The organism is Bradyrhizobium rifense (genome assembly GCF_008123425.1).
Lineage (GTDB): Bacteria > Pseudomonadota > Alphaproteobacteria > Rhizobiales > Xanthobacteraceae > Bradyrhizobium > Bradyrhizobium rifense.
Genome location: NZ_VSSS01000063.1, coordinates 1 through 13,192, shown reverse-complemented (window position 1 = coordinate 13,192; position 13,192 = coordinate 1). Strand labels below are relative to the sequence as shown.

At 64.6% G+C, this 13,192-nt stretch carries 14 protein-coding genes; 11 read left to right on the top strand and 3 right to left on the bottom strand.

Annotation, left to right across the window (positions count from 1 at the left end):
- Positions 1–120 precede the first annotated feature (120 nt).
- The 8 genes from dnaJ to FXB40_RS36995 all read left to right on the top strand — a co-directional run bounded on the left by dnaJ (position 121) and on the right by FXB40_RS36995 (position 7,228).
- Complete coding sequence (dnaJ, locus tag FXB40_RS37030) at positions 121–1,254, top strand: molecular chaperone DnaJ (RefSeq protein ID WP_148777224.1); 1,134 nt, start codon at positions 121–123, stop codon at positions 1,252–1,254.
- A gap of 92 nt (positions 1,255–1,346) precedes the next feature.
- Positions 1,347–1,946: a class I SAM-dependent methyltransferase gene (locus FXB40_RS37025; protein WP_148777223.1), complete on the top strand. Its 600-nt coding sequence runs from the start codon at positions 1,347–1,349 to the stop codon at positions 1,944–1,946.
- A gap of 58 nt (positions 1,947–2,004) precedes the next feature.
- Positions 2,005–2,583 (top strand): NADPH-dependent FMN reductase, encoded by a 579-nt coding sequence (locus tag FXB40_RS37020; protein WP_148777222.1) that lies wholly within the window; start codon positions 2,005–2,007, stop codon positions 2,581–2,583.
- Between the two features lie 6 nt (positions 2,584–2,589).
- Positions 2,590–3,300 (top strand): orotidine-5'-phosphate decarboxylase, encoded by a 711-nt coding sequence (gene pyrF / locus FXB40_RS37015; protein WP_148777221.1) that lies wholly within the window; start codon positions 2,590–2,592, stop codon positions 3,298–3,300.
- 25 nt (positions 3,301–3,325) lie between these two features.
- Positions 3,326–3,637 carry a DUF1330 domain-containing protein gene (locus tag FXB40_RS37010; RefSeq protein ID WP_148777220.1) on the top strand — a complete coding sequence of 104 codons (312 nt, stop codon included), beginning with the start codon at positions 3,326–3,328 and terminating at the stop codon, positions 3,635–3,637.
- 124 nt (positions 3,638–3,761) lie between these two features.
- Positions 3,762–4,577 (top strand): 4-hydroxy-tetrahydrodipicolinate reductase, encoded by an 816-nt coding sequence (dapB, locus tag FXB40_RS37005; RefSeq protein WP_148777219.1) that lies wholly within the window; start codon positions 3,762–3,764, stop codon positions 4,575–4,577.
- Positions 4,578–4,603: 26 nt separating this feature from the next.
- Entirely contained in the window at positions 4,604–5,227 is a 624-nt protein-coding gene (locus tag FXB40_RS37000) for a 2,3-bisphosphoglycerate-dependent phosphoglycerate mutase (RefSeq protein WP_148777218.1), read from the top strand.
- A 45-nt stretch (positions 5,228–5,272) separates the two neighbouring features.
- Positions 5,273–7,228, top strand: a complete 1,956-nt coding sequence (locus tag FXB40_RS36995; protein WP_246208221.1) for a CocE/NonD family hydrolase — start codon at positions 5,273–5,275, stop codon at positions 7,226–7,228.
- A gap of 49 nt (positions 7,229–7,277) precedes the next feature.
- Here the strand turns inward: FXB40_RS36995 and FXB40_RS36990 are convergent, their stop codons facing one another.
- Positions 7,278–8,171 (bottom strand): methylated-DNA--[protein]-cysteine S-methyltransferase, encoded by an 894-nt coding sequence (locus FXB40_RS36990; protein WP_148777217.1) that lies wholly within the window; start codon positions 8,169–8,171, stop codon positions 7,278–7,280.
- Between the two features lie 55 nt (positions 8,172–8,226).
- The gene (locus FXB40_RS36985; protein WP_148777216.1) at positions 8,227–8,760 is read right to left on the bottom strand and encodes a DUF2244 domain-containing protein; all 534 of its coding nucleotides are present in this window, start codon (positions 8,758–8,760) and stop codon (positions 8,227–8,229) included.
- 22 nt (positions 8,761–8,782) lie between these two features.
- On the opposite strand from FXB40_RS36985, the gene nth reads away from it, so the two are divergent.
- Genes nth through FXB40_RS36970 form a run of 3 tightly spaced genes read left to right on the top strand, consistent with a single transcriptional unit; the run spans position 8,783 to position 12,361 of the window.
- Positions 8,783–9,553, top strand: a complete 771-nt coding sequence (nth, locus tag FXB40_RS36980) for an endonuclease III (RefSeq protein ID WP_187437408.1) — start codon at positions 8,783–8,785, stop codon at positions 9,551–9,553.
- Between the two features lie 59 nt (positions 9,554–9,612).
- Positions 9,613–10,746 (top strand): HlyD family secretion protein, encoded by a 1,134-nt coding sequence (locus FXB40_RS36975; protein ID WP_148777215.1) that lies wholly within the window; start codon positions 9,613–9,615, stop codon positions 10,744–10,746.
- Positions 10,733–12,361: an MFS transporter gene (locus tag FXB40_RS36970; protein ID WP_148777214.1), complete on the top strand. Its 1,629-nt coding sequence runs from the start codon at positions 10,733–10,735 to the stop codon at positions 12,359–12,361. Before FXB40_RS36975 ends, FXB40_RS36970 begins: the two co-directional genes overlap by 14 nt.
- Positions 12,362–12,367: 6 nt before the next feature.
- Here FXB40_RS36970 and FXB40_RS36965 read toward each other — a convergent pair whose 3' ends face one another.
- A complete protein-coding gene (locus tag FXB40_RS36965; RefSeq protein WP_148777213.1) occupies positions 12,368–13,108 on the bottom strand; it encodes a sulfate transporter family protein in 741 nt (246 codons plus the stop codon).
- Positions 13,109–13,192 lie beyond the last annotated feature (84 nt).

Sequence of the window (13,192 nt, the reverse complement as noted above, 5' to 3'; positions counted from 1 at the left end):
GCCGCTATGCTCAACGTTGCCATGCAGCCCTCTGCCACTGGGCGGAAGGCTGCCTATATCGTTGCGTGGCGACGTTGTTTCGCTCCGACTTGAATCGCGATTGGATAGACCGAGTTGAACATGTCCACGTCCGCCAAGCGCTGCTACTACGAAACCCTCGAAGTCGAACGCTCTGCCGACGATTCCGTCCTGAAATCGTCCTTCCGCAAGCTTGCGATGAAGTTCCATCCCGACCGCAATCCGGGGGATGACACCAGCGAGATCAAGTTCAAGGAAATCAACGAGGCCTACGAGGTCCTGAAAGACAAGGACAAGCGCGCGGCCTATGACCGCTTCGGTCACGCCGCCTTCGAGCAGGGCGGTCCTGGCGGCGGCGCCGGCTTCGGCGCGGGCTTCGCCTCCTCCTTCTCCGACATATTCGAAGACCTGTTCGGCATGGCCGGACAGCGTGGCCGCGGCGGCCGCGAGCGTGGCGCCGATCTGCGCTACAACATGGAAATCACCCTCGAGGAAGCCTTTGGCGGCAAGACCGCGCAGATCGAGATCCCGGTCTCGGTGACCTGCGAGGCCTGCTCGGGCATCGGCGCCAAGGCCGGCACCAAGCCCAAGACCTGCTCGACCTGCGGCGGCGCCGGCCGCGTGCGGCAGTCGCAGGGCTTCTTCACCCTCGAGCGCACCTGCCACGGCTGCCAGGGCCGCGGCCAGATGATCGAGGACGCCTGCCCGTCCTGCGCGGGCCAGGGCCGCGTCACCCGCGAGCGCTCGCTGTCGGTCAACATCCCCCAGGGCGTCGAGGATGGCACCCGGATCAGGCTCGCCGGCGAAGGCGAGGCTGGCGTCCGCGGCGGCCCGCCCGGCGATCTCTACATCTTCCTGTCGCTGGCCCAGCACCAGTTCTTCCAGCGCGATGGCGCCGATCTGCATTGTCGCGTGCCGATCTCGATGGTGACCGCGGCGCTCGGCGGCGAGTTCGAGGTGCCGACCATCGACAAGAACAAGGCCAAGGTGAAAGTGCCGGCCGGAACCCAGTCCGCTCGCCGTTTCCGCATTGCATCAAAGGGCATGCCGGTGCTGCGCTCGCGCCAGATGGGCGACATGTACGTCCAGGTCGTGGTCGAGACCCCGCAGAACCTCACCAAGAAGCAGCAGGAATTGCTGGCCGAGTTCGAAAAGCTCTCCTCCGGCAACACCCAGCCGGAATCCGAGGGCTTCTTCACCAAGGTCAAGGATTTCTTCGGTAATCGGGCGAATTGAGCCGTCTTGACCGTACCGCCTTCGGCCTATACCTGTTTATGACCATTTTCTGACAGCCGCGGTCACGCGGTCTCGTCCCGTCCGGTCCAGACATGCCATTGCCGTCGTCCGCGCGTGCGTTGAAGAAGCCCCGTCTTGATGACGAGGTGCGCTTTCTAAGGTCGTGGATCGAAAAGCCCCTCCACATGGGCGCGGTGATGCCGTCGGGCAAGCTGCTGGCCCGGACCATGGCTCATTACGTCGACATCAATTCGGACGCTCCGGTGGTCGAGCTCGGACCCGGTACCGGCGCCATCACCTCGGCGCTGGTCGAGCGCGGCGTCGACCAGAAGCGCCTCGTCCTCGTCGAATACAATCCCGGCTTCTGCGCGCTTTTGCGCGACCGCTATCCGCAGGCCAAGGTGGTGCAGGGCGATGCGTATCGCCTGCGCGACACGCTCTGGAACGTGCTGAGCGCGCCGGCTAGCGCCGTCGTCTCCGGCCTGCCTCTGGTCACAAAACCGATGCTGACGCGGCTGCGGCTTATTCGCGACGCCTTCACGGCGCTCGCGCCCGGCGCACCCTTCGTCCAATTCACCTATGCGGTGGTGCCGCCGATCCCGAAATCGCTGCCCGGCGTGTCCACAGAGGCCTCGGAACGGATCTGGATGAACCTTCCGCCGGCCCGCGTCTGGGTGTATCGCAGGGACTAATTCCCGCCGGCTTCCTCTGATGCGCGGCGGGCTCGTTTCGCCGAACGTATTGGATTGGATGTCAGCCCCGAAAATCCTGGTCATTCCCGGCTCGCTGCGCACCGGCTCGCACAACGTGAAGCTGGCGGCGGTCGCCGCGTATGAATTCGCCCAGGCCGGCGTCGACATTACCCGCATCTCGCTCGCCGATTTTCCGCTGCCGATCTACGATGGCGATCTCCAGGCTAAGTCCGGCGTGCCCAAGCACGCGATCAATCTCAAGCGCATGATCGGCGCGCATCATGGCGTGCTGATCGTCTCGCCCGAATACAATGCCTCGGTGCCACCGCTGTTGAAGAATGCGATCGACTGGGTCAGCCGCGTGCAGGATCCGCACGAGGCGCGCGGCGACGTCTTCCGCAACCGCGCCTTCGCGCTTGCCGGCGCTTCGCAGAGCCGGCTCGGCGCCGCTCGCGCGCTGCAGGCGTTGCGGCTGATCCTGACCTCCTGCCACGCCAATGTGATCGCCAGCCAATTCACGCTCGCCTTTGCCGACCAGGCCTATGACGATATGGACAGGCTCAAGACCCAGGCCGATAGCGACGGGCTGAAGGAGCTGGTGCGGCAGTTGATCGACATCTCCCAACGCATGATGTGAGGTAACATGACGCAAGCCGAAATCGCCCCAAAGGACCGCCTGATCGTAGGCCTCGATCTGCCAAATCTGGACGCAGCGGAAGCGATGGTCGATCGGCTTGGCGACAGCGTTACGTTCTACAAGATCGGCTACCGGCTTGCCTATGCCGGCGGGTTGCCGCTGGTCGGCAAGCTCGCAGACAAGGGCAAGAAAGTCTTTCTCGATCTGAAACTGCACGACATCGGCAACACCGTGATGCAGGGTGTTCAAAGTATCAACAAGCTCGGCGCTACCTTTCTGACCGTGCATGCCTATCCGCAGACCATGAAGGCGGCGGTCGAAGGTTGCGCAGGCTCCGGCTTGAAAATTCTCGCCGTCACGGTGCTGACCTCCTACAACGACGACGATCTGCATGCAGCCGGCTATCGGCTCCATGTTTCCGAACTGGTCGAAGCGCGCGCGGCGCAGGCGCAGGCGCTCGGCGTCGGCGGCATCGTCTGCGCGCCAGAGGAGGTCGGCAATCTGCGCAAGATCGTGGGCCACCAGACGAGCCTCGTCACCCCAGGCATCCGGCCAGCCGGCTCGGCCGTTGGCGATCAGAAACGCATCATGACCCCTGGGCGCGCAATCGCTGCGGGTGCCGACTACCTCGTCGTTGCGCGACCTGTGATCGAGGCTGCTGATCCCAGGGCAACAGCTGAAGCCATCCACGCCGAGATCGCACAAGCACTCGGCTAACCATCAAAAACAAGGGAGAAGAACAATGGCAAAAGGCTACTGGATCGGACGCGTCGATGTGAGCAATGACGAGGGCTATAAGCCCTACGCCGTCGCCAACGGTCCGATCTTCAAGAAATGGGGCGGCCGCTTCGCCGTCCGCGCCGGCAAGTTCGCCACCGTCGAAGGCGCCAGCCGCACCCGCAACGTCGTGATCGAATTCCCGGACTACGAGACCGCGATCGCCTGCTACAATTCGCCGGAATACCAGGCCAACATCAAGGTGCGCCAGCCGCACGCGATCGCCGACCTCATCATCATCGAGGGCTATGACGGCCCGCAGCCGTCGGACGGTTGAGGCGCGATCTCTCTCTTACCCTCCCCTGCCCTCCAGGGGAGGGTGGCAGCGTGCATGCGGCTAAATCCCCCTCGGTTGCCGGAACTGCATCCCGCCGCTACAACGGCGCTGAGAGGATCACACCATGTCAGACATGCGCTTGATTGTTGCTGGAGCCGGCGGTCGGATGGGCCGCGCCCTGACGCGGGCGATTGCCGACAGCAAAGGCGCGGTGCTGGCTGGCGCCCTGGAGGCGCCGGGCTCGGAGCTGCTCGGCAAGGATGCCGGCGTGCTCGCAGGCCTGCCGGCCAATGGCATCAAGCTGTCCGCGGACCTCTGGGCGATGTCGAAAGAGGCCGACGGCATCCTCGATTTCACCGTGCCGGCCGCGACCATCGCCAATGTCGCGATCGCGGCCGAGCGCGGCATCGTGCACGTCGTCGGCACCACTGGCCTGTCGGCCTCCGACAACGCCGTGATCAAGAGCGTCACCAATCGCGCCATCGTCGTGCAATCGGGCAATATGAGCCTGGGCGTCAATCTGCTTGCCGCAGTGGTCAAGCGCGTCGCCAAGGCGCTCGACGAGAATTTTGACATCGAGATCGTCGAAGCCCATCACCGCATGAAGATCGATGCGCCGTCCGGCACTGCGCTGATGCTGGGCCAGGCGGCCGCGGCCGGCCGCGGCATCTCGCTTGAGGACAATGCGGAGCGCGGCCGTGACGGCATCACAGGTGCGCGCAAGCCGGGCGCGATCGGCTTTGCCTCCTTGCGCGGCGGCACCGTCGCCGGCGAGCATAGCGTGACCTTCCTCGGCCCGTTCGAACGCCTCACGCTGTCGCATCTCGCCGAGGACCGCATGCTGTTCGCGCACGGCGCGCTGAAGGCGGCGCTGTGGGCGCATGGCAAGAAGCCGGGACACTATTCGATGGCCGATGTGCTCGGCCTCGCAGACATCTGATCAAAGCAAGCAACGGAAAACAGTCAATGAGCGAACGTCTTCTCGTGCTGGTGCGGCACGGCCAAAGCGAATGGAATCTGAAGAACCTGTTCACCGGCTGGAAGGATCCTGACCTCACCGAGCTCGGCGTGAAGGAAGCTTCGGAAGCCGGCCGCAAGCTGAAGGCACAAGGCCTGGTGTTCGACGTCGCCTACACCTCGGTGCTCACGCGCGCGCAGCACACGCTCGATCTCATTCTCGGCGAGCTCGGCCAGAAGGGCCTGCCGACCTCGAAGGACCTCGCGCTGAACGAGCGCGACTACGGCGATCTCTCCGGCCTCAACAAGGACGACGCGCGCAAGAAGTGGGGCGAGGACCAGGTGCTGATCTGGCGACGCTCCTATGACGTGCCGCCGCCCGGCGGCGAAAGCCTGAAGGACACGCTCGCCCGGGCGCTGCCGTATTACGTTCAGGAGATTCTGCCCGGCGTGCTCAACGGCAAGCGCACGCTTGTTGCCGCCCACGGCAACTCGCTGCGCGCGCTGATCATGGTGCTGGAGAAGCTGTCGCCCGAAGGCATCCTGAAGCGCGAGCTCGCCACCGGCGTGCCGATCATCTACCGCCTCAATGCGGATTCGACGGTGGCGTCGAAGCTGGATCTGGCGTCGTAGTCGTTCGGGAGCTGGTGCGGAGCGGCGCAGAAAGGGCGGGCTTCCATGGACGGTTCGGCACGGAGCGGAATCTCCCGACGTGAAGCCGCCAAGCTCGGCATCGGCCTTGGTTTGATGTCGGTCGCCGGTGCCGGAAAGGCGGCCCAGTCCTACGAGGTGATCCTCGAGGCCAAAATCATGGTGCCGATGCGCGACGGCATCAAGCTTGCCACCGATGTCTACCGCCCCGCGCTGAACGGGAAGGCGCTGCCGGGCCCGTTTCCGGTCATTCTCGAGCGGACCCCCTACGGCCGCAATATCGTCAGTCGATCCGAATTATCCGTCGCGGAGCCGAAGCCGAAGTCGCGTGCCGAGGTCGCGGCGTTCTTTGCGAGGACCGGCTATGTCGTGATCTATCAGGACTGCCGCGGGCGCTATGATTCTGAAGGCGAGTTCGTCAAATATTTGAGCGATGGAAACGACGGCTACGATTGCTGCAAATGGATCGTGGCCCAGCAATGGTGCAACGGCAAGATTGGCACCATGGGGCTATCCTACGCGGCTCATACCCAGGGCGCGCTCGGCTGCACCAACCCGCCAGGCATTGCTGCGATGTTTCTCGACTGCGGCGGCTTCTCCAATTCCTACCAGGGCGGGATTCGCCAGGGCGGAGCCTTCGAGCTGAAGCAGGTGACCTGGGGCTTCAACAACGGAATCGTCAGCCCAGCGGTTCAGAACAATCCGGTCCGGCGCGCCGAAATGAAAGCGATCGACCTGAAGGGCTGGTTCGCGCGCATGCCCTGGAAGCGCGGCCATTCTCCGCTGACGCCCGCTCCCGAATACGAAAACTACGTCTACGATCAGTGGGAACACGGCAATTTCGACGATTACTGGAAACAGATCGGCATTCACGCGGCGGGCTATTACGACCAGTTCAGCGACGCGCCGATGGTGCACATGTCGGCCTGGTACGATCCCTATCCGCGCACGGCGACCGAAAATTACGTGGGTCTCAAGGCCCGCAAGAAGGGCCCGGTCAGGTTGATCCTTGGCCCCTGGACACACGGCGACCGCTCGCTGACCTATGCAGGCGACGTCGATTTCGGGCCCGCCGCCACGCTCGACCGCAACCTGGCGCAGGACTATCTGAGCCTGAGATTGCGCTGGTTCGACGCCTGGCTGAAAGGCGAGCCCAACGGTGTGGCCGAAGAGCCGCCGGTGCGGATTTTCGTGATGGGAGGCGGCTCCGGCCGCCGCAACGCTGCAGGCCGGCTCGACCACGGCGGGCGTTGGCGCGCCGAAAAGGACTGGCCTATCCCGGACGCGCGCAATACGCCCTACCATCTGCATGAGAACGGCCGGCTGGCGCCGGAGCCGCCTGCGGCCGCGGCCGAGCCGCTGACCTTCGATTTCGATCCAGCGCATCCGGTGCCGACGATCGGTGGCACGGTGACTTCGGGCGCTCCCGTGATGGTCGGCGGGGCGTTTGACCAGACCGAGGGGCCGCGCTTCTTCGGCTCGCACGAGCCCTATCTTCCGCTTGCCGCACGCCCCGACGTGCTGGTCTTCGAGACGCCGGTGCTCGATCGAGACATCGAAGTCACCGGGTCGATCGTGGCTCATCTCTGGGTTTCGTCCGACCAGCCCGATACCGACATCACCATCAAGCTGATCGACGTCTATCCGGCGTCAGACGATTATCCGCAGGGCTTCGCCATGAATCTGACCGACGGCATCCTGCGGCTGCGCTATCGCAATTCCTGGGAGAAGCCCGAGCTGCTTCACCCGGGCGAACCCGTTGCAGTGACGGTCGAGGCTTTCCCAACCGCCAATCTCTTCAAGCGCGGGCACCGCATCCGGCTCGATGTCTCGTCGAGCAACTTTCCTCACTTCGACGTCAACCCGAACACCGGCGCGCCCGAGGGCAAGGGCCTCTCGCGCCGAGTGGCTCGCAACAGCATCTATCTGGACCGCGATCGCCCGTCGCACGTGGTCTTGCCGGTCATCCCCGAGCGATCGTGATCCGCCGGCGGTCGAAGCCGCAATCGGGAGGCATCGACGTGCGCGGCGATTACTGCGCGACTTGCCCGGCTTCCCAGCCCAGCATCGCCTGCTTGCGGGTGATGCCCCAGTGATAGCCGGTGAGCGTGCCGCTCTTGCCGAGCGCGCGGTGGCAAGGCACGACGAAGGAGACCGGATTCCTGCCGATCGCCGCGCCCACGGCGCGCGAGGCCTTCGGGTTGTCAATGTTGCAGGCGATGTCGGAATAGGACACCGCGCGCCCCATCGGGATCTTCAACAGCGTCTCCCACACCCGCACCTCGAAATCGGTGCCGATCATCACCACGCGCAGCGGCTGATCCGGCCGCCACAGTTTTGTATCGAAGATGCGTTGAGCGAGCGGCGCGGTGCCGTCATGATCCTCGATGTAAGTTGCGTTCCGCCAGCGCCGCGTCATGTCGGCAAGCGCTGCCTTCTCTTCACCGGGATCGGCGAAGGCAAGTCCCGACAAACCGCGATCGGTCGCGATCACGATCGCCGTGCCGAATGGCGAGGGGTGGAAGCCGTAGCGCAAGGTCAGGCCCGCGCCGCCGTTCTTCCATTCGCCGGGCGACATCGCTTCATGGGTGACGAAGAGATCGTGCAGCCGCCCCGGCCCCGAGAGACCTGAATCGAGCGCCGCGTCGAGGATGCTCGCGGAGTCCCGCAGCAACCCCTTGGCGTGGTCGAGGGTGAGCGCCTGCATAAAGGCCTTCGGCGTGATCGAGGCCCAGCGGCGGAACAGATGGTGCAGCTCATCGGGCGTGACGCCGGCCGCATCCGCCATCGCCTCGATGGTCGGCTGCGCGCGCCAGTTCTCCGAGATGAACGCGATCGCCCGACGCACGGAATCATAATCGCGCAGCGCGGCGTTCTGGGGGCCTGGCTTGGTCAGGCGCTGGTCGTGTATGGCGAGTGTCATCATGACCGGAAATGTAGGCGCGGCACGGGTGGGAAACCACCCGATTCCCGACTGCCCGTCAGGTCACCGGGTTGTAGGTCGGGCCGCGCTTGGCGGCGTTGAGTGCCTCAATCAAGCCTTTGTAAAAGCTTGCCTTTTCATCCGGCCCCAAAAAGCGGGCGATCTGGATCTGGTGGCCCCGCGAGATCAGGTAGAGATGCTCGATGCCAAAATCCTCGTCGACTTCCCTGTCGAGGCGGACCCAGAGTGGATTGAAGGTCCATTCGGCGACCTGGCCGCGGTGGCTGATCCGCCGCACGCGCAGTTCTGTCGTCGTGACCGTGATCTCCTCGCGCGCCCGCGCGCTGCGGAAATTGGCCTTGAAGGCCCACCAGATCACCAGGACGTCGAGGCCGAAAAAGCCGAACACCGGCCAGGCGCCCTTCATCAGGAAGACAATGCCGGTGACGAAGCTGACGACGCTCAGGAACAGCATTACGGCGAGAAAGCCGGTGCGGTTCAGCGAGCGATGCGGCGTCAGCAGCGCGGAGAAGATCTGCTGCTCGGCATGACCTTCAAGATCTTGGCGCTCAATTTCGTTGCCTGTGCTCATCGTCCCTCAGTATATCCTGATCATGGCGAAAATCACCCGCAAGCCGGCCCCGCCCAAAGCGGCTGTGCCGAAGAAAAAGGCAAAGGCGGCCGTCGCGAAGCCCAAGCCTTCCGCCAAGAAATCGGCGCCCGCGAAGAAATCGCTTAAAGCGCCAAAACCCTGGACGCCGGCGGAGGTTCGCGAGGTCTTCAGCCGCTTCCGCGCGGCCAATCCCGAGCCGAAAGGCGAGCTCGAGCACGTCAATCCGTTCACGCTGCTGGTTGCCGTGGTGCTGTCGGCGCAGGCGACCGATGCCGGCGTCAACAAGGCGACACGCGCATTGTTCGAGATCGCCGACACGCCGCAGAAGATGCTCGATCTCGGCGAAGAACGCCTGCGCGAATACATCAAGACCATCGGCCTCTACCGCACCAAGGCCAAGAACGTGATCGCGCTGTCGGCCAAGGTGCTCAGCGATTTCGGCGGCGAGGTGCCGCGCACGCGCGCCGAGATCGAGTCGCTGCCGGGCGCGGGACGCAAGACCGCCAACGTCGTGCTCAACATGGCCTTCGGCGAGCACACTATGGCGGTCGACACGCATGTTTTCCGCGTCGGCAACCGCACCGGGCTTGCGCCCGGCAAGACGCCGCTCGAGGTCGAGCTTGGTCTCGAAAAGGTGATCCCGGCCGAATTCATGCTGCATGCCCATCATTGGCTGATCCTGCATGGCCGCTATACTTGCCTCGCGCGCAAGCCGCGCTGCGAGGTTTGCCTGATCAATGATCTCTGCCGGTGGTCGGAGAAGACGGTGTGATGGCAGTATTCGTCGTCGTTCCGGAACGATGTGAAGCAAGTCGGTTTTGAGGTCATGTCGTGAGTCAGCAGGAACAAGCTCCGTCGCCTCAGCCGGCCGCGCCGGCGATGCAATCCAAGCCGACGCAGCCGCCGGCGAGTTCGCTTTGGAGCCGGCTCGCGATCCCGCTGTTTGCCGTCATCGTCGCGCTCGCCTTCGTCGCGCTGGCGACGCTGCGGTTCGACGAGTGGGTCGGCAACGCGGTGATCCAGACCACCAATGATGCCTATGTCCGCGCCGAGCTGACGCGGCTGGCGAGCCGCGTCTCCGGCGAAGTGCTGACCGTCGCCGTGACCGACTTCCAGCGCGTCAAGGCCGGCGATCTCCTGATCCAGATCGATCCTGCCGATTACGAGGCCCAGGTCGCGCAGTCCGAGGCCGCCGTTGCCGCCGCGCAAGCCGTGCTCGACAATCTCGCCAACCAGATCGAGCTGCAATATGCAACCATCGCGCAGGCCGAGGCCGCGCGCCTATCGGCGGAAGCTCTTGAGGTCGAGGCCAAGCAGGAGCAGGAGCGCCAGCAATCGCTGACGCAGACCGAAGCTGGCACGCGGCAGCGGCTTGAGCAGGCGGTCGCGGGTCTTGCCAAGGCGCAGGCCGACGTGCGCGCCAGCCGCGCCGTGATCGCGGCCCAGCAGCATCAGCTCGAGGTGCTGCAAGGCACCAAGAAGCAGCGCGCCGCCGATCTCGATGCCACCAAGGCGACGCTGGCGAGCGTCAAGCTCAAGCTCGGCTACACCAAAATCACGGCGCCGTTCGACGGAGTGGTCGGCGAGCGCCAGGTGCAGCCCGGCGATTACGTCAACATCGGCACCAACCTCATCAACGTGGTGCCGCTGCCAAAGGTCTATGTGATCGCGAACTACAAGGAGACCCAGCTCACGCACGTCGTGCCCGGGCAGCCGGTCGAGATCACCGTTGACAGTTTTCCGCGCGAGAAGCTCCGCGGCAAGGTCGAGCGCATCGCGCCGGCGACCGGTGCGCAGGTCGCGCTGCTGCCGCCTGACAATGCCACCGGCAACTTCACCAAGGTCGTGCAGCGCATTCCCGTGCGCATCCAGTTCGACGACAACCAGCCGCTGTTAGACCGTCTCGTGCCGGGCATGTCTGTCGTCACCAACATCAACACCGCGGGCGCGAATGGCGGAAAATGACGACGCCAGCCGCGGGCCGGTCTCGCGCGGCGGCGTCGCGCCACAGCCGCTGTTCGCCGTGGCGGCGGTGCTGCTCGGCTCGTTCCTCGCCAATTTCGACAGCCGCCTGACCACCGTCGGCCTGCCCGATCTGCGCGGCGCATTCTCGCTCAGCTTCGATGAGGGGGCCTGGCTCTCCACCGCGGGCATCGGCTCGCAGATCTTCATCGCGCCGGCGGTGGCGTGGCTTGCGACCGTATTCGGCCTGCGGCGTGTGCTCGGCATCCCGAGCCTGGTCTATGCTGCCGTCTCGCTCATCATTCCCTTCGTACGCGACTATCCGACGCTGATGATCCTCAGCGTCGTGCATGGCCTGCTGCTCGGCACCTTTGTGCCGGCGACCCTGATGATCGTGTTCCGCAATCTGCCGATCCGCTGGTGGCTGCCGGCGATCGCGCTCTATTCGATCCGCGTCGGCTTCGCGCTCGATACATCGAGCTCGCTGGTCGGCTTCTATGTCGATCATCTCAACTGGCAGTGGGTGTACTGGCAGAGCGTCGTGATAGCGCCCTTGATGGGCCTGATGGTCTATCTCGGTACCCCTAACGACCCGGTCAATCGCGCGTTGCTGCGCGAGGCCGATTGGGGCGGTATGCTGCTGCTCGGGGCATCAGTCTCAATGATCTATGCCGGCCTCGACCAGGGCAATCGGCTGGACTGGCTCGGCTCCGGCACGGTGATGGCGCTGCTGGTTGGCGGTGGTGTCCTGTTCGTGGCCTTCGTCATCAACGAGGTGCTGGCCCGCCAACCCTGGGCGCATGTGAACGTCCTGTTCTCGCGCAATGTCGGGCTGTCGCTGGTCGTGATCCTACTCTACACCCTGACGTCGCTCTCCAACTCGACGCTGGTGCCGAATTTCCTCGGCAATGTCATCCTGCTCAGGCCGGAGCAGAGCGGGCTGCTGCTGCTCACCTATGGCGCGCTGCCGATGTTCGTGCTGGTGCCGATCTCGATCTGGCTGCTCCGGCATTTCGATCCGCGCCTTGTGGTGGTGCTGGGATTTGCCTGCTTTGCCGCCGCCAATCTCTGGGGCACCCAGCTCACCCATGACTGGGCGCGCGAGGATTTTATCGGCATCGTGCTGCTGCAAGCGGTCGGCCAATCGACGACGCTGTTGCCGATCATCATCCTGGCGGTGTCGAACTCCGACCCCAGCCGGGCCACGGCCTTTGCCGCCTATATCCAGATCATGCGGCTCGGCGGCGCCGAGATCGGCGTGGCGCTGATGGGGACGTGGCTGCGCGTCCGCGAGCAGGTCCATTCCTTCTATCTCGGCCAGAACCTGGAGGTCGGCGACGTCAACGTGGTGCGCGCGCTCAAGCAGCTTGCAGATCACTTCGCGGCCCACGGCACGGGCTCGGCGCAAGCGCGGGCGGTCGGAACGCTCGCGGGCTTCGTCCAGCGCGAGGCCAATGTGCTCGCCTATATCGATGGCTTCTGGCTGTGCTTCTGGCTGGCGATGGTCGCACTCGGCTTCATCGCGCTGATCACCCGCGCCCCGCCGGGCCCGTTCACCCCGGCGCCATTCGGCTTCGCCAAGATGCTCTTGCGCAAATGCGGAGTGCCGGTGACCTGATGAAGGTCACCGCATCTGCCGCGCCGGCTCGATCAGCTCGGGCCGCGGTCCGGACAGCCGCTTGTGCATGTGGACCATGAAGGCCATGCCGAAGATCGGCGTCGCCAGGTTGACGATCGGAATCGAGACGAAGGCCGCGATGAAGAGGCCCGCGGTGAAGATGGTCGCGGCATTGTCGCGCCGCATCGCCTTGGCGTCCTCGGGCGAGCGGAAGCGCATCGCGGCGAGCTCGAAATATTCGCGGCCCAACAGCCATGCGGCGGCGAGGAAGAAGATCAGGAAACCGGCGCCGGCCAGGAACACGAACGGCAGCGCGATCAGATAGACCAGGATCGTCAGCAGCGCGGTCTTGATGCCCTCGAAGATGGCCTGGTTGAACGGCAGCGCCGTGCCCGGTCGCTCGGCCGGATAATATTCGCGTTCGACGATATCGGCGACATCGTCGACGAAGAAGCTCGCCACCAGCGAGGTGATCGCCGGCATCAGAAAGACACTGCCGAACACGACGCCGAAACCGGCCGCAATCGAGATGATCCAGGACAGCACCTCCAGCGACGAGTGCCAGCTCGGCCCGAGCAGGCCCTCCAGCCAGACCTCGCCATAGGTGGCGAACCAGCTCAGCAGTCGCTGCAACCCGATCGCCAGCACGACGATCAGCACCAGCGCAAGCCCGATCGACCGCCACAGGATCGAACGCATCGGCGGCGATATCATTTGCGACAGCGCCTTGACGGCGGCATCCAACATGGGAACCTCTCACGAAATCACCCGCGAGAGGTAGACACCCCGGGCCGCTTCGGCAAGGGAGCCTGACCCTGGCTGTGTGAAAAC

Bases quoted from the DNA above. Each gene is read 5' to 3' on its own strand.
- FXB40_RS37020 (WP_148777222.1), top strand. From the start codon at position 2,005: ATGTCAGCCCCGAAAATCCTGGTCATTCCCGGCTCGCTGCGCACCGGC.
- FXB40_RS37000 (WP_148777218.1), top strand. From the start codon at position 4,604: ATGAGCGAACGTCTTCTCGTGCTGGTGCGGCACGGCCAAAGCGAATGG.
- dapB (WP_148777219.1), top strand. From the start codon at position 3,762: ATGTCAGACATGCGCTTGATTGTTGCTGGAGCCGGCGGTCGGATGGGC.
- FXB40_RS36990 (WP_148777217.1), bottom strand. From the start codon at position 8,171: ATGATGACACTCGCCATACACGACCAGCGCCTGACCAAGCCAGGCCCC.
- pyrF (WP_148777221.1), top strand. From the start codon at position 2,590: ATGACGCAAGCCGAAATCGCCCCAAAGGACCGCCTGATCGTAGGCCTC.
- FXB40_RS36995 (WP_246208221.1), top strand. From the start codon at position 5,273: ATGGACGGTTCGGCACGGAGCGGAATCTCCCGACGTGAAGCCGCCAAG.
- FXB40_RS36965 (WP_148777213.1), bottom strand. From the start codon at position 13,108: ATGTTGGATGCCGCCGTCAAGGCGCTGTCGCAAATGATATCGCCGCCG.
- FXB40_RS36985 (WP_148777216.1), bottom strand. From the start codon at position 8,760: ATGAGCACAGGCAACGAAATTGAGCGCCAAGATCTTGAAGGTCATGCC.
- nth (WP_187437408.1), top strand. From the start codon at position 8,783: ATGGCGAAAATCACCCGCAAGCCGGCCCCGCCCAAAGCGGCTGTGCCG.
- dnaJ (WP_148777224.1), top strand. From the start codon at position 121: ATGTCCACGTCCGCCAAGCGCTGCTACTACGAAACCCTCGAAGTCGAA.
- FXB40_RS37025 (WP_148777223.1), top strand. From the start codon at position 1,347: ATGCCATTGCCGTCGTCCGCGCGTGCGTTGAAGAAGCCCCGTCTTGAT.
- FXB40_RS36970 (WP_148777214.1), top strand. From the start codon at position 10,733: ATGGCGGAAAATGACGACGCCAGCCGCGGGCCGGTCTCGCGCGGCGGC.
- FXB40_RS37010 (WP_148777220.1), top strand. From the start codon at position 3,326: ATGGCAAAAGGCTACTGGATCGGACGCGTCGATGTGAGCAATGACGAG.